We start from the raw sequence: 21,506 nt of genomic DNA, 5'->3' as shown, positions 1-21,506 counted from the left end.
AATATTAAATAATTCTCAAGCTTTACTTTCCAGTTGTGCAGTATTTTTTATTTCAGTAAAAACAGTGTAGAATGTGGTAATCAGGTAATTATGTGAAATGAAGATGACCGAAAAGAAACAAGGTAGAAGAAGCGCAAAAGACGCTGAAGAGACTAGATTTTTGATCATGGGTGTTGCTGCGGATATGTTCTGTGAGCAGGGTTATGATAGCGTTTCGCTTCGTAACATCAGTGAGAAAGCCGGTGTATCGCATAGCCTTATTCGCCACCACTTTGGCAGCAAAGAAAAAATCTGGCATGCGATAAGCGATTGTTTACACGCCTATTTTCAGTCTTATATTGCTAAGATTATGGAAGAGTTACCAAAAGGCGTCGCACCAAACATTACTATCTATTTATTTAGTATGCGCCTCTTTAGCAACATGATTCACTCACGAAAACCGATGCAACTTATCACTGACTCTGTTCGTCAAAAAGATAACTTGGTCGATTACTTTATCGACAATGTTGGCGATGTCGAAAAAGAAATCAACATGTTAGCTGAACAGTATAACGATGCGAATCCAGAGAGCTTGATCAACATTTATGAGATTAAGTGGCAAATGATCATGTATGCGCACGGAGCAGTATGCCTCACTCCCTTTATGGAAAGCACTTGGAATGAAGGTGATATGGTCACCTCACCCGAAGACGCCCTACTTAAGCATTGGCAGCTTTTCAACACGCAGATGGTAAGCAAGTTCAATATTGGTGAAGAGTGGGTTCTAAATCCAACCTCGATTGAAGAGCTGATTTATGAAGTGCCCTGTGTATGGAAGTGCAACCAAGAACATCATTAACCCAGTGTTTTATCTTCCTTGGTCGTAATTTGATTTACTTGAAACAAAAATGCGCCGTTACAGAACTAACTGCAACGGCGCATTTTTATATGTAGAGATCTTTAAACTAGAGCTTTGTCCAGCTTTTTAGCGACGAGCTTTACCGCGATTTTGATGAATCTTAAGCTTCGCTTTCATCTTACGTTTTTCTGATGAACGACTCTTGCTGCGACCACCACGATCGGGCGCTAGATCTTTTTCTAAGCTTGGTTCAAAGCCCTCTAGCCACTCTTGAGGCAAGCGAGTATCAAGTAATCGCTCAATATCACCCAATAGGTAAGCTTCATCCTGACTCATCAAAGAGATCGCTAATCCACTGTTACCTGCACGCCCAGTTCGTCCAATGCGGTGAACATAATCTTCTGCTTTGAATGGCATGTCATAGTTCACAACTTGTTCTAACTGTTGGATATCGATACCACGAGCTGCCACGTCGGTTGCGATCAACGCACGAACTTTGCCTGACTTGAAATCGTCTAGGGCTTTTTGACGCGCACCTTGGCTCTTATCGCCATTGATTGATGCCGCTTTAATGCCGTCTAACTTAAGCTCTTTTACGAGAGCATCAGTACCCTGCTTAGTCTTAGTGAACACCAACACTTGTTGCCAGTTTTTTGAGCCAATCAAATACGCTAACAATTCACTTTTACGCGACTTATCTACCGGGTAAACCATCTGTGTTACGGTTTCAGCGGTGCTGTTTTTTGGCGTAACTTGAATTTCACTTGGCTTTTGCATCATACGGTGTGCAATCGCTTTGATTTTGTTATCAAACGTTGCAGAGAAGAACAGGGTTTGACGCACTTCATTCATGCGAGAAAGAATACGCTTGATGTCAGGCATGAAACCCATATCTAACATACGGTCAGCTTCATCCAGTACCAGTACTTCCGTTTGGCTCAACATGATGTTTCTAGTGAACATGTGATCAATAAGGCGACCAGGCGTCGCGACAAGAATATCTGCGCCACCGCGTAGGTTATCAGTTTGAACCTTCATGCTAACGCCGCCGTAAGCCACCACGACTTTAATGTCGGTGCCCTTTGCGTAGCTAGTTAAGTTATCGAAAACCTGTTGTGCCAATTCACGAGTTGGCACTAATACAAGCGCACGAACGAGCTTAGGGTTCGGAATAACGTTGTCTTTTGTCTCGATTAATCTTTGAATAATCGGTAAACCAAACGCGGCCGTTTTACCTGTACCCGTTTGAGCACCAGCCAGTACATCTTTGCCTTCTAATACCAATGGAATCGCTTGTTCTTGAACGCTGGTCGGAGCCGTAAAATTAAGCTCTGATAACGTGGCAAGAAGATGCTCAGATAATCCTAGTTGGTTAAAAGATTTTGTAGATTCAGACATAGTATGATGCTCAAAGATTAAATAGGCGCGGATTGTAGCAAACCTGCATTACGCTGTTTACCTTTCCTTTTGATTTTTCTTCATTTGAAGCGCATTAAACAGCTTCGCTTCTTCTAAAACGTTGGGATAAAGCTCATTAAAGTGACACTGCAACGTATCGTAGTGACGTTCGAGGTCATCGTAACATGCCTCGAGCATACTGAGCTTGGGCCTTCTCAACGCCATTCGCTGCAATACCACCTCTATAGACGACATGTCTTGATAGCTCTCTAACCATCTGTGTTCAGCCATTTTCTGATGGACCATAACGAAATTTTCTGGCCAGTGCGGCTCTTGATGCTCAAAGATCTGCTCATGGCTATCTAAACAAAAACGCTCTAATGTCTGCTGTGAAAACTGAGCCCAATGATTGGCTAAGCAGTGATCCCAAAATACATCGAGTGCGATAGGCGCAAAGCGTCGTGTTTGGTCTGAGAAAAGTGATTTTGCAGAACGAGATACATCATGACGATCAGTATAGCTATCAACAAATCGATGAAGCCTAATGCCGTCAGAAAGGGAGTCAGAATAGTGTTTATTAGGGTCGCCTTTAACAAAATCACCCAACAGGTTACCTGCTAAGTTGCTGTTACAGTGCTTGGCGATGTGAAGGTGTGCGAGAAAGTTCATTGAACCTCATTAAAGTATCGAGAACTAAGTAACATGGTAAACGTACTCGTTTATCTTCGCGAACTTTAATGAGGATAGTTTTGGTATGACGTGTGAGCGAATAAGATTTGCTCAGTTTAGAATTGTTTGCTTTGAGAAGCTTTAGCTAAGAAAACTTTTAGCTTTAAAACGTTTCAGTTGAAACTGAATTAAAGATCTTAAAAGCTTAGTTCGATGACTTGAAAAGCTCTTCTGCTAACTGTTTCACTGTCTGTTCATAGTCAGACAAATCAATGCCAATTTCCATAGCATCTAACAACTCTAGACTTTCGTCATTATAAGATTGGTCACTCATTGTGCCCCCTCTATTCCTTGATGTGGACATGATGTCCTATTAACTAGTGCACCATCTTGGACTTATATTATGTCACTTTGATGAACGCACTCTACTCTACCCATTCCATATTCATAGCTTAAAGCTACTCGCGATCATTAACGCTTTTTTACGCTAAAGGGGTATACGCGAACAACATATGTACTGCCACCTTACACCAAGTACAACAAATTACTCTATAAATTTTGAAGCCGGTCATGGTCAAACGTTTGCTTTGCTCATTTGAATGCTGCTACGCCCCTTTATGTAAACATTAATTTACAGTGGGTATTTTTAATTACATTAGGCATTGCATTTGGAATTAAACTCAATCAGAATACTTCAAAATCGAGATATTCTTTGGGTTTATGCGCTTAAACTAGAAGAATTGCAATGAAAACACACCCTAACGTAAAGAATTATATACAATGAATAAATCAAAGGTTTTTGGTAGTACTTTGATCATTGCAGGCACAACCATTGGTGCTGGCATGCTCGCTCTTCCACTTGCTTCTGCAGGTATTGGCTTTTCAACTTCACTTTTCTTGATGCTGGGTTTATGGGCGTTAATGGCCTTTACGGCGCTATTAATGGTAGAACTTCACCAATTCGCAGAATCTGACGCTACCCTACACACGTTAGCTCATACCATTTTAGGGACAAAAGGAAAGTGGATTGCGAGCTTCGCGGTAATGTTTCTTTTCTACGCTCTGTGTTCGGCATACATAGCTGGCGGCGGTGCGCAATTTAACCAACGAATTTCGGATATCGCGGGTATCGAACTCAATGCTCAAATCACCACGCTTCTATTTACCCTATTAGTTGCCGGCGTTGTGACGATTGGTACACACAGTGTTGATAAAGTTAACCGCGTTTTGTTTGGCTTGAAGCTTATCGCGATGGTTTTGGTACTCAGCTTCCTAGCGCCAAACATTACCTCTCAATACTTAATGAGCATGCCTTTACAGCAAGGCCTGATTGTTGCGGCGATTCCGGTTGTGTTTACCTCTTTTGGTTTCCACGGCAGCATCCCATCAATCGTTAGATACCTAGATGGTGACGTTCGTTCTTTACGTAAGGTAATGATTATTGGCTCGGCACTGCCTCTGGTTATCTACGTTTTCTGGCAAAGTGTTACTTTGGGTGTGATTAGCCAAGAGCAATTATTGTCTGATACAAGTTTAGGCGCGCTATTAGTCTCACTATCACAGACTGTTCATCAATCCAACCTAAGCGTGATCGTCGGTGTATTCGCGGACCTAGCACTGCTGACATCTTTTATTGGTGTGAGCTTGGGTTTATTTGAATTCATGGGCGACTCACTGAGCAAGAAACTAGGTAACGCGAAACGTGTTAAGACAGCTGCTATCACCTTCTTACCGCCACTGGGTTTTGCCTTATTTTACCCACAAGGCTTCATCATGGCTTTAGGCTATGCAGCCATTGCACTTTCAGTGCTCGCGATTCTGTTACCAACAGTGATGGTCTACAAGGTTCGTTACACTGATTTCTCTGTCAAACCTCAATCTGCAGAAGCCAGTTACCAAGTGTTAGGCGGTAGCAAAGCGCTGTTTTTAGCAGGTAGCGTTGGCGTATTTATCATTGCCATTCAAGTTCTTATTTCAGTAGGGTTACTGCCTTCTTTGGGCTAATAAACCTATAAATAACTAGTTTTATCGATCCAGATCTCATAAATAACATGTCACTATCATTAATTTTCACAATTAGTCGATTGAAGTCACATTTTTATTGAGGTCGGTTATTTAGAGTCCACGGTAAAGGATTTACCGTGGAGTTTTTATGAAAGAAGTACAATTTCGAACGATAGACAAACTGTTTATCAAGATGTCGATCAACGACAAGTTTTGGGTCATTTTCTTAATCTTTTTTGCCGCTTTGGTAAGCCTGGCTGGACTGAACTACGCCAACAAAATGGAACACATTGACGTAACTGCAAAACAACAGGTCGAGTATCAACTGCAAGGCATTTTATCAGCATCAGATTCCCCTGCTTCTGTTCGCTCTGTTAGCCATCAAACTCGCGCTCAACAAACCACTATTTCAAACAATGGTTCGGTGACTGCCACAGCACTCGCACAAGATGGCAAATACTACTCACTTACCGTTTCAACTAACGATATACAGAATCAAAAGCAGCAAGCACTGTACACTTTATTACTGAGCTTTTTGTGGTGTGTGCCTTTTGGTCTTTTCTGTTACTGGGTAGCGACCTTCCTAGGCGGCGCACTTTGGGTTCTTTACTCAACGACTCAAAAGATTGGTGATGGTGACTTAACATCACGCCTTGGCTTCCACCCTGGCCGTGACGAATTTGGTACGATTGGTTGTGCGCTTGACCGTTCAATGGACACGCTTAGTGAGTTAGTCAACAACGTAAACCACAGTGCAGCAACGCTAAGTGAAACGTCGGCTTCTTTCGAAACAGAGATGAAGCGCAGCGAAACACAAATCATGAGCCAAAACGCCTCTCTGGACTCTGTAGCGACAGCAATGGATCAAATGACAGCTTCGGCAAATGAAGTCTCTAACATCTCTGCACGTTCAACGGAACAAACAGAGCAAGACGCGCAGCAAATCAACGATAGCCACGCAAAAGTTCAACAGGCAATCTCGGAAATCACCACCCTTTCTTCTTTGATTGAGCAAACCTCATCTTCTGTTACTAGCTTGAATGTGAACACGAGCCAAATTAACGAAGTCATCACGACGATCAATGCTATTTCAGAGCAAACTAACTTACTTGCTTTGAATGCCGCGATTGAAGCCGCTCGTGCGGGCGAACAAGGCCGTGGTTTCGCTGTTGTTGCTGATGAAGTAAGAACACTGGCAAGCCGCACTCAATCAGCTACGGTAGAAATCCAAGCGATGATTGAGCGCTTACAACAAGAGAGCCAAAATATCGCGAAGATCACCGAACAGACGGTTGATCAAGCGCAAACCAGTAGCCAACTGATTTCGGACATTGGTCACGACGTAAATTCTATTGCAGATTCAGCTCAAGCACTGATGGACATGAGTATCCAAATCGCAACATCAGCCGATGAGCAAAGTAACGTTGCCAATACGATTGCAGCTGAACTTAACGATATTCGCAGCCAATCCGATGTGATTAAAGACGTCGCTCAAAACTCTTCAAATGGTGTATCTAGACTAACAGAAGCGTCGGTTTCTCTGTCTCAGACGTTGGCACGCTACCGCACTTAAGACTCAACTGGCGAACTAGTGGCGTGAATTGAAAACAAACTAATGAGGACTCGTAATGGGTCCTTTTTTTTGGCTTTTGTTTAATAACATTACAAGAGGCATGGTCAATAACGATGACATTATCAATTACCATGAAGCAAGTCGCAAAGGGGAGATTAAGAAGTGTCAGAACTGTCTAATATTCGAGCTTAGGAGTAATCTAATTGAACGGGTCTTTTTTCGCTTACCCTCTTGCTGCAGGTGACACATAATGAATAAAACAGAAACACCAAACACCGACGACATTACATGCCCTTTATGCCAACACGACGAGTATCTGCTTTCAGAAAGTGGAGAAAAGTTTACTTGTGCATCTTGCGGTTTCCATACCAAACAATTTAGTAAGGTAGTCAGCCTTCAGATAAGCTCTACCCCACCAAAGCTGCAGAATTCGATATACCACCATTTGAGCAGTGCTTGCCATTAATCCACACTGAAATTTCTTCTAGACTGTAGATATCCTGAGCCGCGAGTTCTGCTGAGTCGGCTTCGGAATCTACGATTGCTTCATCAATACTCGGGCGTAATCGAAACGATTGGATACCCGCGCGAACACCAGCCTCAATCCCTTTCAACGTATCATCCACGTAGATGCACTCATTCGGTAGAAAGCCCATGTTCATGGCGGTGTACATGATTAGATCAGGCTCTGGCTTCCAACTATTAGCATCAAAAGCTGAGAACACTTTGCCTTTGAAGTCATCTAGCATGCCTGTCATCGCCAATGAAGATTCAACTCTAGATTTCGGTGCATTGGAAGCGATACAAAACTCAATGTCTTGTTGTTTGAGGAATTCAATAAGTTCGATAGCGCCTTCCATCGGTTTTAAATGACGTTGGAACAGTGCTTCTAATTCAGTGCGATATAACGGTTCGAGTGTATCAATTGAGATAGATAGCCCAAGACGTTCTTGTGTATCCATTAAGATGTCGGCTAGCTTCCCGCCTTGAAAGTGCGCATAGCAGTCGTTGACGTTTAGCTCCGCCCCAAAGCCAGTGAAAACGTTCACCAAAGCTTGGCAGCACAGCTTTTCACTATCGATAAGTGTTCCGTCACAATCGAAAATCACACATTTAGTCTGTTCTAACCGCATAGGTATCTCACTCAGATTGAATCCAAGTTTTATCCTATAGTGTTCTTTCAATGGGCGAGATGATTGAGGTAACAGTTTGCGGATACAGGCTTATTTCGATTCGCGAAATATGGGATTGATCACTTTATCACGCCGCATAAGCAACAGTTTTCATCAAATTAACCCATATTCTACGAAACCAAATACTGCGAGGTTTACATAAGTGACTCAATTTCAGTGGAAAATATAAATCACCACTTCCTAGCCGGATCGTGGTGAATAGATAAAGAAGCCAAGACGTATAGGCAACTCAGATAGAACGACAGTTAGCTAACAACCGACTCTTCTAATACCTTTGCTTCAATAGTAGGTGAAGACGCATATTCCAAAGTTCCAGTATCGGGATACAAATCTCGGATAGCAACAAACTCGGGTAAGTGTTTCAGTAGCAATTTGGTTAGCTGCGGATCAAACTGGTAGCCACACTCTCGCTCAAACAAATCGACCACCATCTCTAATGGCCACGGTTCTTTGTAGCAACGCGCACTAAGCAGCGCATCAAATACATCGGCTACGGCGGTGATACGAGCAAACAGGTGTATTTCATCACCCACTTTGCCATTCGGGTATCCAGCGCCATCCCAACGCTCGTGATGTTCGTTAGCAATGATTGCCGCGAGGTTGGTAATATCACCCGCTCCGCTCTTTAGTAAGTTATAGCCAGCCGTAGTATGAAGCTTCATCACCTCCCACTCTTGGTCGGTTAATTTCCCAGGTTTGTCCAAGATTGATTCAGGGACTGAAATCTTACCCACATCGTGCATTGGGCTGATGATCTCAATCATCTCGACCTCACGATGGCTCAAGCCACGATACTTCGCTAGCAATGCAGACAGCTTGGCTACACGCTTAACGTGATTACCTGTTTCGCCAGAGCGAGTTTCAATTGCTTCTCCGAGAACATGAATCATATCCTTTTGGATATTCAAGGTCTGTTTCTGAAGCTTTAAGATTCGTTTGCTCTTATTCGCCAACTCTTTCTTTTGGCGCAGAGTAACGAATTGCATCAAGATGATCAGGCTTAAACCCGCAATCACCATCGACAGCCCCAATAACAACTGGAAGTTTTTGCGAATAAAGGATGAAGGCTCGTTAATAAAAACCGCTTCGTCAGGTAACGCGTTTGCGCTAATCCCGTATCGCTTCATTGCAGGGTAATTGAATACAAAACGTTTGTTGTCTCCGGGAGTTAACGGTGTCGTAAAACCAAGAGGAAGGTATTTATCCAACGCATCGACTGCTTCTTCACCCATGCTTTGTGAGTGATTAACGTAACCACCGAGTACATCACCCGAAATATAGAACTGCCATAAAGCAAACACCGGGGCAGCACTCGCTTTTGACAACGTATCCGCAATCTCTTGGTAAGTGTGGTAAACCCCTTGCTTCAACTCAGTGTTGTAATGACTGAGCAACACCGCATCGTCCGCAGAGATCCCTTCCAAAAACTGGCTCGTATGCTCCAGCGACAAGTCGCGAATTTCTACGAGATTGATATTTGGAAATTCAGCCATCATTTTGTTCATTTCTTTATGAATCAATTCAGACGTGACACTGTAATCATTTACAAAATAGAGATTCTTTAGATTAGGTCTTAATTTGGAGATCAGCTTAATATTAACGTCTATCTGATCGTTCTCATAAAGCACGGTTGCTCTGTCAGACACGGCGTACATGTCGGTACTGAAATCATTGATGCCGGCTGCAACGACAGGTGTGGAGCGATCAATCAAATTAGGCAGAGATTCAAGAAAATTGGCCGCGTTATCGTCCGTCGCAATTACGCCATCAAATTTATAACCTGCATATTTCGCACGTAAGTAGTTCGCAAGAGATTCGTAATACTCAGGGCTGTGGACACGCTTTGAATCCAAATACTCTATTGAGAGTTTAACTTCGGTTTGAGACTGGCTGAACGCACTGTCTATCCCTTTTTGGAAGTCAGCAGTCCATTGATAAGAAGGTTCGTATGAGTGTAAAACTAGGATGCGTTTTATATCCCAGTCGTTAGCAAAGCTGAGTGAAGAATAAGCGCTAACACACAATACAGCGATTGATATCAATAGCTTGTACATACAATACCCTTTAAATAAGACGGGGTATTGTACTTAGATTAACGCTTTGTCAAAGAATCTTTAGTTCTCGATCCACACTTTATCGCTAGAAGCATGATCTTGTGCCCAAAAATCGTGTAACTGCTTAGCAAAGTTGTTGATACTTTGACCATTTCCAGCAACGAGATCCGAGATCAATAGGGAATCATCCGCTTCTGTGACGATAGCGCTCGCCACAACTTCACCGTTTTGAGTACCAATATATAAGACATGATCGTCAGAAAGCATAATTTGGCTCAAGAACTCAAGCATGTGTGCCCTTTCGGTTTCATCTTGGTAAACGCTTGCTTGGTTAAGTGAAAATAGCACGGTCAATTTATGGAAATCGACTTTATGCAGTTCATCAATTTGGGAAGGAGTTTGATCTTGTGCTAGGAGTTGGTATGTCTTGGATGGAAGTTTGCTTTGATAAAGTTCGCGGCCGAGGAGGCTCTCTTTTGCGGGGTAAGCAATATCGAGCTGACTAAATAGCCATTGGTTTTTCTTGTGTGCAATTTCAGGTATTTCGTTATTCATTCTTTTAGTACCTACGGTTAGTATCCCCAAATATCGCAGTTATTTGGAAGACATACGGTCGGCTGAGGTGCCGAGCTACAAGCAGAGAGCATACAGAGCATGACCAAGGCCAACAAGTACTTTAAATGCTTCATATTTTTCATTATCCAACAACATCCTTTAAGAACTTAGCGAAAAGCTCTACACTCGTATTCAAGCTTTCAATATCCTTATAGTAAACAGAACTATATAAATAAAAAGGACTTCTTATGAAAAAAGCCTTAATAGCAGCAGGTATCGTAACAATGTTAGCTGGCTGTTCGGACAACGAGGTTGGCGACGTCTCACTGGGTTTCTTCACAATGAAGGATATCAAGATGTCTTCATTAGACGACGATAAGATCGCAGGTGTTACCTGTCATATCGCATCAATCGAAGCAAACCTTAGCCTTTCTGATCCAAGTGATAGCTCTATCTCTTGTCGTCAAACAGGTGAAATTACACCAGAAATGATTGCTCAAATAGACAAGAGTAAGTCTGGCGAAGTGGTATTCAAGCAATCAAAAAGTATCTTCTTTAAAACAATGAAGGTTCGTCGTATCTACGATGCAGAGAATCAGTCGCTGCTTTACTTGTCTTACACCACCAAAGAAACGGAAGGCAGTTTCAAACATAGCCTTTCAACTGTTCCTCTTTGGGGTACAGAGGCTTACGTAGATCCAGCAACACTTGTTCCTGCTGAATAGCCTTAAACACAAGTAAGCCTAATCACCTGTACAGACATTGTGCAGGTGATTCAAAATGTAATAAAAATGAAAGAAACAGAAACAAAATGTGATATCATGCGGCAAAATTTTTTCACTGTATTTTTCATATGAAGTTTCCTGGACAGCGTAAATCTAAGCACTACTTTCCAACTCACGCACGTGATCCGTTGGTCAACCAAATTCAACAAACACCTAAACTACACCGCGCAACAGTGGTCGGTATAGGTCAAACGATTGTTGACATCGAAGCCCGTGTTGACAACGAGTTCCTAGAAAAATACGAGCTGAGTAAAGGTCACTCACTGGTATTGGAAGAAAGTAAAGCAGATGCGCTGTATGAAGAGTTAGTTGAGCGCGGTTTGATCACGCATCAATACCCTGGCGATACTATCGGCAACACACTGCACAACTATTCCGTACTTGCAGACAGCAAATCTGTCCTGCTTGGCGTGATGTCTAAGAAGATTGAAGTTGGCTCATTTGGTTATCGTTACCTTTGCCGCACTTCTTCTCGTATGAATCTAAACCACCTTCAAACTGTTGATGGTCCAATCGGTCGTTGCTACACGCTTATTTCTGAAGATGGCGAACGTACGTTTGCAATCAATGAAGGCCACATGAACCAACTTCTTCCAGAAAGCATTCCTGAAAAAGTGTTCGAGAAAGCTTCTGCATTGGTTGTGTCGTCATACCTAATGCGTGGCAAACCTGAAGATCCGATGCCAAAAGCGGTACAAAAAGCGATTGAATACGCGAAAGCGCACAATGTGCCTGTTGTATTAACACTTGGTACTAAGTATGTGATCGAAGGCAACGCTGAATGGTGGCAAGAATACCTGAAAGAAAACGTAACCATCGTCGCGATGAACGAAGACGAAGGTGAAGCGCTAACGGGTGAAAAAGATCCTCTATTGGCTGCTAACAAAGCACTTGAGTGGGTTGACCTAGTTCTATGTACTGCTGGCCCTATTGGTCTATACATGGCAGGTTATACTGACGAACCAGCGAAACGCGAAACCACACTGCCATTGTTACCGGGTAACATCCCTGAGTTCAATAAATACGAATTCAGCCGTGCGATGCGTAAGCAAGACTGTAAAGACCCAGTAAAAGTGTACTCTCACATTGGCCCTTACCTAGGTGGCCCCCTTGAGATTAAGAATACCAATGGCGCTGGCGATGGTGCACTTTCAGCACTACTTCACGACATGGCAGCAAACAGCTACCACCACGTGAATGTACCAAACTCAGAGAAACACGAGCACACTTGTCTAACTTACTCTTCACTGTCTCAAATTTGTAAGTACGCAAACCGTGTAAGCTACGAAGTGTTGACTCAGCACTCTCCTCGCCTTTCTCGTGCACTACCTGAACGCGAAGATAGCTTAGAAGAAACATACTGGGATCGTTAATCGACCATAATAGGCAGTTACCTCTTAAAGGTTAACGCCAAGTGAGATTACCCATTCCTTGAAGGGCTGCTATATGCAGCCCTTTTTGTATACAACGCCAATATAACGGCAGCTCAAGGTAATCAGATCGAATATTTTGCTCGTTTAAGACTTGATCTCGCGCAATGACTCTTTAGATCTGTTATCTTCCAGCACATAATTCGTGTGGTTTGCCTTTACTTGGCAAATTTATACAGTACTATCGCCACGCAAACGGTTACGTACCACCTTTCGGTTCTGATATAAGGATCAAATATGCTGTCTGATATTGATATTTGTCGCTCTACTCCCCTTAAAAACATCAGTGAGGTTGCCAAGCAAGCTGGCCTGCACCACAACGAACATCAGCCATTAGGGCAATTCAAATCTAAAGTGTCTCTCACATCACTTGAACGCCTCGCTAACCAACAAGATGGTAAATTAGTCGTAGTCACGGCGATCACACCGACACCTCTTGGTGAAGGCAAAACCGTCACTACTATCGGATTAGCACAAGGCCTCGCAAAGATTAACCAATCTGCAATGGCCTGCATTCGTCAGCCTTCAATGGGCCCGGTATTTGGTGTAAAAGGCGGCGCTGCGGGTGGTGGTTACTCTCAAGTTGCCCCTATGGAACAATTAAACCTGCACCTGACAGGCGATATTCATGCTGTTACGGCCGCTCACAACCTCGCCTCTGCGGCCATTGATGCACGTTTGTATCATGAACAGCGTGAAGGGTTAGAAGCCTTTGAAACGCGCTCAGGCTTAAAAGCACTGGATATCGACCCAAGCAGAATCGTTTGGCGACGTGTACTTGACCACAATGATCGCGCATTACGCATGATCACGGTTGGCAAGAACGAAGCAGACAAAACAATTAACGGCTTTGAGCGAGAAGATGGATTTGATATCTCAGCCGCTTCAGAGCTGATGGCTATCCTTGCACTAGCCAATGACCTTCAAGATTTGAGAAAGCGAATCGGACGAGTGGTACTTGCTTACAACAAACAAGGCTTGCCGTTAACCGCAGATGACTTCAACGTCGCAGGCGCAATGACCGTAACAATGAAGGATTCTATTGAACCAACATTGATGCAAACCCTTGAAGGCGTTCCGACCCTAATTCACGCCGGGCCTTTCGCGAACATTGCACATGGTAACTCTTCAATTATTGCCGATAAGATAGCGTTAAAACTGAGTGACTTTGTCGTGACCGAAGGTGGTTTCGGCTCAGATATGGGCTTTGAGAAAGCGTGCAACATCAAGGTCAAAGCGTCGAACAAGAAGCCCGATTGCGCCGTAGTTGTCGCTACATTACGTGGATTAAAGGCCAACTCTGGTTTATACGATTTGAGACCGGGGACTCCATTACCAGATTCAATCTTTAATGATGACCAAGACGCGCTAATTGCAGGCTTTGAGAACCTAAAATGGCACATCAACAACGTTAAGCAATACCAAGTGCCTACAGTTGTTGCGATTAACCGATTCCCACAAGACTCAGCTCAAGAGCTCAATGCTTTGAAACAGATGATCACCGACTTCGACTCAAGCGTTAGCGTTGAAGTAAGCGAAGCATTTGGTCAAGGTGGTGAGGGGGCAACTCAACTGGCTCACGCCGTGGTAAAAGCTTGCCAAAAACAGAGTGAATTTAAGCCTTTGTATCACTCAGAGCAAAGCCTAGAAGAAAAGCTAATGGCAGTCGCTGAAGTTGGTTATGGCGCGGCAAGTATTTCGCTATCTCCACTGGCTAAAAAACAACTGGCTGAATTCAAACTGCATGGCTATAGCGACCTATCGGTTTGTTTGGCAAAAACACCACTATCGATCTCAACAGAAGCACACATTAAAGGTGCACCCACTCAATTTGACGTGCCTGTTAGAGAACTAAAATTGTGTGCTGGTGCTGGCTTTATTTACGCGTTGTGCGGCAATGTGATGACCATGCCAGGCTTGCCTGATAAACCGGCGTTCATGTCGTTAGATATTGATAGTAATGGAAATATCGTCGGCCTAAGCTAGATGCTCTTAGCTAGATAAATGGCAATTAATCGCGATTAATTTGGCTCAATTTTCAGAGCGGTGTTCTATATTGAGCAATCATTCCCTAACGAAGTGATTGCTCAACAATCAAGCCCAAGTGCAAAAAGTTGCACTAAAATCGTAGTTATATGCGAATCTTGTTTTAACTTCTGGGTCAAGATCACATTAAAAACCTTATAAAATATATAGTATTGCGCTGATTCTTTGAGGACAGTGATGAATACAAGTATAAAAAAACTAGTCAGCCAATTTCTATGTACCATCTTTGCCCTAGGACTAGTCCCTGCCCTCTACATAAACTCTGAATTCGACAGGGTTGAAGCTCAGCACACGCTAAATATCAAACAGTCCAGTCAGAACCAAATCGAATACAGCTTTCATGAGCTCGCTGTTATTGTTGAGCAAATATCTAACGCTGTTCCTTCTATCGCCGACTCTCAAACACTACTCCGAGCGATTCAAGAACCTTCTATTATCCATAAAGAAACCCTGCAAGATCTTTGGGTGATGTTAGCTCGTGGCCAAAAATACTATTCTCAGCTTCGTTATCTCGATCTAGCTGGAAACGAAGTGTTCCGCGTTAACTACAAAGACGGTAAAGCAACTGTCGTCCCAGAGAACGAACTGCAAAACAAATCCTCTCGAGATTACTACCAGATGCTACAGAAATTAGAGATTGGCGATGTCAGCTCTAGAGGCATTGACCTAGAAATGGAAAATGGAGAAATCATCCACCCGTTAACGCCGGCGCTTCGCATTATGACGCCAGTCGCTGAAGGGAATCGAATTATTGGTTACTTCATTGCAAATCTAAACATGCTTGAGATTTACAAGCGTCTTCATTACCAAATCGGAGACTCAGCTGCAGTCCCGGTCATTCTAAACAAAACTGGCCATGTCATCATGGGCCCCGACCCGGCTGAATCATTTGGACATGTTTTAGAGTCACGTTCAGACAAGACATACGCAAAGCTATATCCGGCGCTTTGGAAAGATATTCAATCCAACTCTTCGTCTAGCTATTTCGATGGTAAGAACTGGTATTTCCACTCTGACATCAGCCCAAAGATAAAGCAGTTTGCAGGCCCTATTTACATGGTTCTTCACATTGAAAATCAGCATTTCAGCAGTCAATACCGACAAGAAAAACAAGCGATTGTCGTTCAGATCATCACCTTATCTTTCTTGATTTCGATGATCTCCGCTGGCTTCGTATTGTGGAACAGCAACCACAAGAAGAACAGTATCGAGAGCCAACTTGCTAAGGCCGCGATGAATGGTATGTCTGCCTTGGTGATTACCGACAGAAACAACCGAATCATCAAGGTAAACCAAGAGTTCACCCGTGTGAGTGGCTACGAGTTAGAAGACGTAAAAGGCCGCCAACCGTCCATGTTTGCCTCTGGTCGCTACAACGAAGAGTTCTACATCAAGATGTGGAGCATCATCAAAGCGAAAGGCATGTGGGAAGGCGAAGTGGTTAATCGTCGTAAAGACGGGTCTTTGATTACGGAAATATTGCGAATCCAAACCATCAAAGATTCGAAAGACGTGATTCAGTTTTATGTCGCTTCATTTGTGGATATCAGTAAACACAAAGAGCTAGAAAACAAACTGAGAAACCTGAGCGAAAAAGATGCCTTGGCTGGGTGTTGGAACCGCCGTAAGTTCGATCTTGAGCTGAGAGATGAGTGCTCTCGTGTGAATCGGTACCCTACTCGCGAACAGTCTTGCTTAGCGATTTTGGACATAGACCACTTTAAACGCATCAACGACAGATTTGGTCACGATTATGGTGATCGCGTTATTCAAACCGTTGCTCAGGTATTACAACGTGAATGTCGAGAAACTGATTTTGTGGCTCGCATTGGTGGTGAAGAATTTGGCGTTATTCTGCCTCACACCACAACTGAAGAAGCCGAATATGTGCTTAACAGATTGAGAATCGCAGTCAGTATTGAGCTCGACAACGTGGTGACGGTCAGTGGCGGAATCACCAACCTGACTAACGACCCTGCTCTTAACTACAAGTGCGCCGATCTAGCACTCTACGAAGCCAAGGCAGCAGGTCGAAACAGTGTGTGCCTGTTCCTAGACAGCGAAATGAGCGAAATTGCCTAACAAAAAATCAATATTGTTCCGCTAGGCTATCAGTTTGGCGGTTGAACACCCCAACTGTTTTCTATCAGCTCGGTGCAGGATAGAACTCTAGTTTGTTCCCTTCTACCACCAGAATACAATCCATGTTCGCAGCATGAGCAGCCTGCTTACCTAGGTTCGTATCTTCAAACACAACACACTGCTCTGGCTGCAAACCCATACCAAAACAGGCATCTAAGAAAGTATCCGGATTTGGTTTGTGATTCTTAACGTCTGTTGCTGTCACGAGAATATCGAGCTTACTCAAGATGTCTGTCTTATCCAGTAACTGTTCGGCACTTTTACGTTGACTGCCCGTTCCGACTGCAATTTTCTTGTTACCCAGATGCTCTAACAACAGAGAGTGAGTACAAGGGATAACGTCACCTTTGTCTTCAATAGCCGCAAACGACGCCATCTTAAACGTAGAGACCGCTTGTGGGTCGAGCGATAAACCGTATTTGCTGTTCACCTCACCGGCTATCTTATAACTCGGCATGCCACCCAAGCTATGCAGCCAAGACGCTTCAAAATGAAAGCCAAACTCTTCAGCCGTTTGCTGCCACGCCTGTACATGTGCAGGCATTGTATCGATCAACGTACCGTCCATATCAAAGATTAGTCCTTCATATGCCGTTAAATCTATTTTCATCACTACTACCACTCTTTAATAAAGTTACTGATACCATAACCAATATTCAGTATCATGGCGCCATATTACCGTTCAAAATGGATGTTTATGTTACAAATATCTAACTCTGTTTCGATTCAAGACTGGGAACTCCAGTTAACAGCGATCAGAGCACAAGGAGCCGGCGGTCAGAACGTCAATAAAGTATCGAGCGCGATACATTTACGTTTTGATATCAAGCACTCTACCCTACCTGACTTCTATAAAGAAAAGCTTCTCGCACACAAAGATAGCCGCATCACTAAAGATGGCGTGATTATCATTAAGGCGCAGCAGTATAGAACGCAGGAACAAAACCGAGATGACGCATTAATGCGTTTGAAAGAACTGATCTTGGAAGCAACAAAAGTTCAAAAAGTGAGACGAGCGACTAAGCCAACACGTGGCTCTCAGAAAAGACGTTTAGAAAGCAAGAAACAGAGAAGCACCACCAAACAGCTGCGTGGAAGAGTGAGCTGATGGCTTCATGCACTCAGTGGATACATTACCCTAGAAGTATCTGTCAATTTAACTAACGAATAGATCCATTACGCTGTTTATTTGGAAGAAAGACTACTGCTTCTTTTTGACCGACAAAATAAGCTTGATCAACAACAGGCGCTCTTCGCTGGTCAGCAGACGACTGACCGCTGCTACATCTTCCGCTGTCGCTTGTGATGCACCAACAATATCAAGTACCACATCCAAATCCGTCACTTTTAAGGTTCTGGTGATTGAACGATACTGAGACATCTTGATGTCCGCTTCGCCGCGTTCAATCCGTTGATAAGTTTTTAAGCTCATTCCTGCACTCGAGGCTAACTTTTCTTGAGACAAGTTGGCTTGTTTCCTACGCTCAATCAGCGCCAATATTATGGGTTCTTGTGACATAAGCTCATCCTCAAAAGACAGTTATGTCCTAAATTCAGCAAGAAGCAGACCATATTGACTTGTGATGGTTTACATAAGCCATCAAAGGCATATTATTCGCTTGATAAAAACCGTTACGTTTCATAAACCTTCACACTGATATCAGTTGTGAACGTACAGGCTAGGTAACTTGAGTATTCAAGTGTTGGGAAATTAGAAAAATTGCAAATTGCGAATAAGAAAGACGTCATATTGGAAATTGCGAATCGTTATAAATTGGCATTTCCTTGCATTAAGCACGCATTAGAAACGGACAATACCCGCTCAGAAATTATTGCAGTGCAGCATAGGCTACTGACTTACAAAGAAGTGCTTTTGCACGGAAGTATGTTGGAAGAGAAAGAATTGAAGCAGGCCTTTTCTGCTCTGAACCAAAATGAAAAAGGTGTCGCACAAAGCGGTATTCAAAGTATCAACGACGCAGTAAAAGAGATGGATGTAATTGTCGAAAGATACAGTAGAAAAGCGTCTACTGTACTGAGTGTGTAACCAATTAGTATCAACGAGTAGCTTAAACCTTTCAACGGCTTAAACAAACAGAACAAAGCAAAAACGGCCAGTCATAGTAGAATGACTGGCCGTTTGTTTAGATAACATGAAGACGTGGGTATCTAACGAGACATCGCTCTTCTAAACCCACCGAGCAACATCAACGCGCCTAGCAAGCCAAACGACACACTGCCTCCACTGCCGCCTGAACCAGATGAGCTTGTACCAGCAACAGCAACTCGTTTTGCCTCTGTCGCGGTAAACTGGACAGTTTCTGTGCTATCGATTACACCGTTAGTTACATCCGTAATCCAATCTTTATAATCAAATATCTCTGTAAATACTGATGTTACTCCGATATCGGCCCCACAAACTCTAGGCCCAAAACTAGTTATACCAACCTGCTCGTAAGTCGCGCCATTTTTCCAAAATACAGGCCCACCGGAATCACCTTGGCATGTTCCACCATAGAGGTCATTATCCGGTCCATTACCATTGAAACAAATCTGCTTTTCAGTGACTAAAGGACCAAATACAGCCTTGCAATTTATCGTATCAACGTATGTAAGGTCTACTCTTTGTAACAGAGTGGTGCTGTCCTCGCCTGACTTTGTATTACCGTGACCGACTGCGACAAAGCTATTATTGATGTCCCGATATGTCTCAAAAACAGGGATTTGAGTTTCAGCAGATGAACTCAAGCCAAGAGATGACTCTAACTTCAAGATAGCAATGTCATTCGGTAAAAGATTTGATTCAAGGTCTGAATAGTCACTGCGATAGAAAACGTCAGATACTCGTACTTTCTGGATGCTACCGTCAGGGAATAGAGAAGTATCTTCCAATTGGGGAACGACTACCGTGAAAAGTTGAGCATCCTGATCATCATAGATACAATGTGCAGCGGTCAGTACATGATAGTTATCTAAAATTGTCGCACCACAGTAAGGGCCTGTTGAGTAAACACCGTCATAATCAATACGATCAATGAACAGGCTCGCCATCGAAGGAAACTCAGCTACTGTAGCGTCGCTACCATTCACAATATAAGGTGTTACACCCACATCAGGAGTACTTTCGTCCGTGTTTTCCGTTGCCATAACACTTGATGTGTAAATCAATGGCGCTAAAAGCCCTAAAACGGCTTTACGAACCGGACTCATTGTATGGTTTACGTTCATAGTTAACTCCTTGTAACCCCTACTACTTATTTACAAAAATGATGAATCGTCACCATAACACGTCACAACCGTGATTATAGTAAGTATTTGTAACGATATCGCCACATATCTCATTTTATAAACGAATTTTAAGTAACCGTTGTTAGTGGGTAACGCTAAACCTAATACACTCACAAAAACATACGCTACCAAAAACAAAAAAGCCTACCGTTAGGCTTCCCAGTAAAGAGAAGCAAACAATAGGCTTTCATTTAGCTTAGTGGTTTCTCTTAAAAGAGATTAGCCACGGTAGTAACGTTGAGGTACGAATGGCATTTTTTCTACTGTCATAGGTAGCTTCTTGCCACGAACTTCAGCGAATACTTCAGTGCCAATAACCGCTAGATCAGTTCGAACGTAAGCCATAGAAACCGGCTTGCCCGCGTTAGGACCCGCAGTACCACTTGTTACAACGCCAATCTTGTTGTCTTCAGCATCGAACAGCTCAGCGCCTTCACGTACTGGTGCTTTAGTCTGACCAACAAGACCAACACGCTTGCGTTGAACGTCTTTAGTAGCGATTTGCTCAAGGATGATATCAGCGCCAGGGAAACCGCCTGCACGTTCACCGTCAGTACGACGCACTTTTTGAATGCCCCATAGAAGGCTAGCTTCGACTGGTGTTGTTGTTGTATCTAGATCGTGACCGTACAGACATAGACCACACTCAAGACGAAGTGAGTCACGAGCACCAAGGCCAATCCACTCAACTTCAGCTTCTGAAGTCAGCTTACGCGCTAGTGCTTCAGCGTGATCGTTCGGTACAGAGATCTCGTAGCCATCTTCACCCGTGTAACCACTGCGGCTCACGATGCATTCAACGCCATCGATATCGACTTTTTGAACATCCATGAACAGCATGTCTGAAACGCTTGGTTGGAAACGAGCAAGAACTTCAGACGCTTTAGGGCCTTGAAGTGCTAATAGAGCGCGGTCATCGATCACTTCCATCTCTACGTCAGCTGGTAGGTGCGCAGTAAGGTGGTCGATATCTTGTGTCTTACAAGCCGCGTTCACAACAACAAATAGGTGATCGCCTAGGTTTGCAACCATAAGGTCATCCATGATGCCGCCCTGCTCATTAGTAAAGAACGCGTAACGCTGTTTACCAGAAGGAAGGTCGATAATATCCACAGGAACCAAAGATTCTAAGACAGCAGCTGCGTTTGCACCATGTAGACGAAGTTGCCCCATGTGAGAAACATCAAAAAGACCGGCAGCGTCACGAGTGTGTAAGTGCTCTTTCTTTACACCTAGTGGGTACTGAACTGGCATATCGTAGCCAGCGAAAGGAACCATTTTCGCACCCTCTTCAACGTGAAGTGCATGCAGTGGTGTTTTTAGTAGGTCTTGATTAGCGTGTTCTTGAGTCATTTTATTCTCCATGAAGCGTTGCAGGCTGTCCAAAATCGAGTCTGCCGCTTATATCTCTATTTAGAGTCGCCTCTAACGATACGGATTAACGTTAGAAACAGTAGATAGTAAAAAGTGATGTCTTTTATATAGGCTTATATTGTTAGCTTTATAAATCTGAATAGCTGTACAAATCCCA

General features: G+C 43.4%; 19 protein-coding genes. 9 read left to right on the top strand and 10 right to left on the bottom strand.

The features are described from left to right. Positions 1-97: 97 nt before the first annotated feature. Positions 98-838: a TetR/AcrR family transcriptional regulator gene (locus OCV20_RS18835; protein WP_086773867.1), complete on the top strand. Its 741-nt coding sequence runs from the start codon at positions 98-100 to the stop codon at positions 836-838. 126 nt (positions 839-964) lie between these two features. Here OCV20_RS18835 and OCV20_RS18830 read toward each other — a convergent pair whose 3' ends face one another. The 3 genes from OCV20_RS18830 to OCV20_RS18820 all read right to left on the bottom strand — a co-directional run bounded on the left by OCV20_RS18830 (position 965) and on the right by OCV20_RS18820 (position 3,239). Further along, the gene (locus tag OCV20_RS18830) at positions 965-2,236 is read right to left on the bottom strand and encodes a DEAD/DEAH box helicase (RefSeq protein ID WP_017059829.1); all 1,272 of its coding nucleotides are present in this window, start codon (positions 2,234-2,236) and stop codon (positions 965-967) included. Between the two features lie 57 nt (positions 2,237-2,293). Then, a complete protein-coding gene (locus OCV20_RS18825) occupies positions 2,294-2,905 on the bottom strand; it encodes an acyl carrier protein phosphodiesterase (RefSeq protein ID WP_086773868.1) in 612 nt (203 codons plus the stop codon). Between the two features lie 205 nt (positions 2,906-3,110). Continuing rightward, complete coding sequence (locus tag OCV20_RS18820) at positions 3,111-3,239, bottom strand: hypothetical protein (protein ID WP_017059831.1); 129 nt, start codon at positions 3,237-3,239, stop codon at positions 3,111-3,113. Positions 3,240-3,685: 446 nt separating this feature from the next. Here OCV20_RS18820 and OCV20_RS18815 point away from each other — a divergent pair, with 446 nt between their 5' ends. Both OCV20_RS18815 and OCV20_RS18810 read left to right on the top strand, forming a co-directional pair. Next, a complete protein-coding gene (locus OCV20_RS18815; protein ID WP_086773869.1) occupies positions 3,686-4,909 on the top strand; it encodes an aromatic amino acid transport family protein in 1,224 nt (407 codons plus the stop codon). Between the two features lie 148 nt (positions 4,910-5,057). Beyond that, entirely contained in the window at positions 5,058-6,482 is a 1,425-nt protein-coding gene (locus OCV20_RS18810) for a methyl-accepting chemotaxis protein (RefSeq protein ID WP_086773870.1), read from the top strand. A 407-nt stretch (positions 6,483-6,889) separates the two neighbouring features. Here OCV20_RS18810 and OCV20_RS18805 read toward each other — a convergent pair whose 3' ends face one another. The 3 genes from OCV20_RS18805 to OCV20_RS18795 form a co-directional block, all read right to left on the bottom strand. Next, positions 6,890-7,615 (bottom strand): HAD-IA family hydrolase, encoded by a 726-nt coding sequence (locus OCV20_RS18805; RefSeq protein WP_086773872.1) that lies wholly within the window; start codon positions 7,613-7,615, stop codon positions 6,890-6,892. A gap of 305 nt (positions 7,616-7,920) precedes the next feature. Continuing rightward, complete coding sequence (locus OCV20_RS18800) at positions 7,921-9,729, bottom strand: HD domain-containing phosphohydrolase (protein WP_086773873.1); 1,809 nt, start codon at positions 9,727-9,729, stop codon at positions 7,921-7,923. A 60-nt stretch (positions 9,730-9,789) separates the two neighbouring features. Then, the gene (locus OCV20_RS18795; protein ID WP_086773874.1) at positions 9,790-10,284 is read right to left on the bottom strand and encodes a hypothetical protein; all 495 of its coding nucleotides are present in this window, start codon (positions 10,282-10,284) and stop codon (positions 9,790-9,792) included. Between the two features lie 248 nt (positions 10,285-10,532). On the opposite strand from OCV20_RS18795, the gene OCV20_RS18790 reads away from it, so the two are divergent. The 4 genes from OCV20_RS18790 (at position 10,533) to OCV20_RS18775 (ending at position 16,627) form a co-directional block, all read left to right on the top strand. After that, positions 10,533-11,009, top strand: a complete 477-nt coding sequence (locus OCV20_RS18790) for a CreA family protein (RefSeq protein ID WP_017059837.1) — start codon at positions 10,533-10,535, stop codon at positions 11,007-11,009. Positions 11,010-11,137: 128 nt separating this feature from the next. Continuing rightward, entirely contained in the window at positions 11,138-12,442 is a 1,305-nt protein-coding gene (locus tag OCV20_RS18785) for an inosine/guanosine kinase (RefSeq protein ID WP_048613717.1), read from the top strand. 294 nt (positions 12,443-12,736) lie between these two features. After that, the gene (locus OCV20_RS18780) at positions 12,737-14,485 is read left to right on the top strand and encodes a formate--tetrahydrofolate ligase (RefSeq protein ID WP_086773875.1); all 1,749 of its coding nucleotides are present in this window, start codon (positions 12,737-12,739) and stop codon (positions 14,483-14,485) included. Between the two features lie 237 nt (positions 14,486-14,722). After that, the gene (locus OCV20_RS18775) at positions 14,723-16,627 is read left to right on the top strand and encodes a GGDEF domain-containing protein (protein WP_086773876.1); all 1,905 of its coding nucleotides are present in this window, start codon (positions 14,723-14,725) and stop codon (positions 16,625-16,627) included. A 64-nt stretch (positions 16,628-16,691) separates the two neighbouring features. On the opposite strand, the gene OCV20_RS18770 is transcribed toward OCV20_RS18775, so the two are convergent. Beyond that, positions 16,692-17,297, bottom strand: coding sequence for a beta-phosphoglucomutase family hydrolase (locus OCV20_RS18770; protein WP_086773877.1), 606 nt, complete (start codon positions 17,295-17,297; stop codon positions 16,692-16,694). Positions 17,298-17,384: 87 nt separating this feature from the next. Here OCV20_RS18770 and arfB point away from each other — a divergent pair, with 87 nt between their 5' ends. After that, on the top strand, positions 17,385-17,795 hold the full coding sequence (gene arfB / locus OCV20_RS18765; RefSeq protein WP_061038313.1) for an alternative ribosome rescue aminoacyl-tRNA hydrolase ArfB: 411 nt from the start codon (positions 17,385-17,387) through the stop codon (positions 17,793-17,795). Positions 17,796-17,888: 93 nt separating this feature from the next. Here arfB and OCV20_RS18760 read toward each other — a convergent pair whose 3' ends face one another. Continuing rightward, positions 17,889-18,206 carry a helix-turn-helix transcriptional regulator gene (locus tag OCV20_RS18760; protein ID WP_048608433.1) on the bottom strand — a complete coding sequence of 106 codons (318 nt, stop codon included), beginning with the start codon at positions 18,204-18,206 and terminating at the stop codon, positions 17,889-17,891. Positions 18,207-18,407: 201 nt separating this feature from the next. On the opposite strand from OCV20_RS18760, the gene OCV20_RS18755 reads away from it, so the two are divergent. Beyond that, positions 18,408-18,734, top strand: a complete 327-nt coding sequence (locus tag OCV20_RS18755) for a DEAD/DEAH box helicase family protein (protein WP_086773878.1) — start codon at positions 18,408-18,410, stop codon at positions 18,732-18,734. Positions 18,735-18,856: 122 nt separating this feature from the next. Here OCV20_RS18755 and OCV20_RS18750 read toward each other — a convergent pair whose 3' ends face one another. Both OCV20_RS18750 and gcvT read right to left on the bottom strand, forming a co-directional pair. Further along, the gene (locus tag OCV20_RS18750) at positions 18,857-19,915 is read right to left on the bottom strand and encodes a S1 family peptidase (protein WP_086773879.1); all 1,059 of its coding nucleotides are present in this window, start codon (positions 19,913-19,915) and stop codon (positions 18,857-18,859) included. 279 nt (positions 19,916-20,194) lie between these two features. Then, entirely contained in the window at positions 20,195-21,328 is a 1,134-nt protein-coding gene (gene gcvT, locus OCV20_RS18745) for a glycine cleavage system aminomethyltransferase GcvT (RefSeq protein WP_086773880.1), read from the bottom strand. Positions 21,329-21,506 lie beyond the last annotated feature (178 nt).

Origin of the sequence: Vibrio coralliirubri, assembly GCF_024347375.1 — a bacterium.
In the GTDB taxonomy this organism is placed as follows: Bacteria; Pseudomonadota; Gammaproteobacteria; order Enterobacterales; family Vibrionaceae; genus Vibrio; species Vibrio coralliirubri.
The sequence above is the reverse complement of the archived record's forward strand: the minus strand, read 5'-3'. Positions and strand labels throughout refer to the sequence as shown.

Coding starts and splice junctions, on each gene's coding strand:
- OCV20_RS18830 (WP_017059829.1), bottom strand. CDS start 2,236: ATGTCTGAATCTACAAAATCTTTTAACCAACTAGGATTATCTGAGCAT.
- OCV20_RS18805 (WP_086773872.1), bottom strand. CDS start 7,615: ATGCGGTTAGAACAGACTAAATGTGTGATTTTCGATTGTGACGGAACA.
- OCV20_RS18790 (WP_017059837.1), top strand. CDS start 10,533: ATGAAAAAAGCCTTAATAGCAGCAGGTATCGTAACAATGTTAGCTGGC.
- OCV20_RS18785 (WP_048613717.1), top strand. CDS start 11,138: ATGAAGTTTCCTGGACAGCGTAAATCTAAGCACTACTTTCCAACTCAC.
- OCV20_RS18815 (WP_086773869.1), top strand. CDS start 3,686: ATGAATAAATCAAAGGTTTTTGGTAGTACTTTGATCATTGCAGGCACA.
- OCV20_RS18770 (WP_086773877.1), bottom strand. CDS start 17,297: ATGAAAATAGATTTAACGGCATATGAAGGACTAATCTTTGATATGGAC.
- OCV20_RS18800 (WP_086773873.1), bottom strand. CDS start 9,729: ATGTACAAGCTATTGATATCAATCGCTGTATTGTGTGTTAGCGCTTAT.
- gcvT (WP_086773880.1), bottom strand. CDS start 21,328: ATGACTCAAGAACACGCTAATCAAGACCTACTAAAAACACCACTGCAT.
- OCV20_RS18810 (WP_086773870.1), top strand. CDS start 5,058: ATGAAAGAAGTACAATTTCGAACGATAGACAAACTGTTTATCAAGATG.
- OCV20_RS18825 (WP_086773868.1), bottom strand. CDS start 2,905: ATGAACTTTCTCGCACACCTTCACATCGCCAAGCACTGTAACAGCAAC.
- OCV20_RS18795 (WP_086773874.1), bottom strand. CDS start 10,284: ATGAATAACGAAATACCTGAAATTGCACACAAGAAAAACCAATGGCTA.
- OCV20_RS18760 (WP_048608433.1), bottom strand. CDS start 18,206: ATGTCACAAGAACCCATAATATTGGCGCTGATTGAGCGTAGGAAACAA.
- OCV20_RS18780 (WP_086773875.1), top strand. CDS start 12,737: ATGCTGTCTGATATTGATATTTGTCGCTCTACTCCCCTTAAAAACATC.
- OCV20_RS18775 (WP_086773876.1), top strand. CDS start 14,723: ATGAATACAAGTATAAAAAAACTAGTCAGCCAATTTCTATGTACCATC.
- OCV20_RS18820 (WP_017059831.1), bottom strand. CDS start 3,239: ATGAGTGACCAATCTTATAATGACGAAAGTCTAGAGTTGTTAGATGCT.
- OCV20_RS18750 (WP_086773879.1), bottom strand. CDS start 19,915: ATGAACGTAAACCATACAATGAGTCCGGTTCGTAAAGCCGTTTTAGGG.
- arfB (WP_061038313.1), top strand. CDS start 17,385: ATGTTACAAATATCTAACTCTGTTTCGATTCAAGACTGGGAACTCCAG.
- OCV20_RS18835 (WP_086773867.1), top strand. CDS start 98: ATGAAGATGACCGAAAAGAAACAAGGTAGAAGAAGCGCAAAAGACGCT.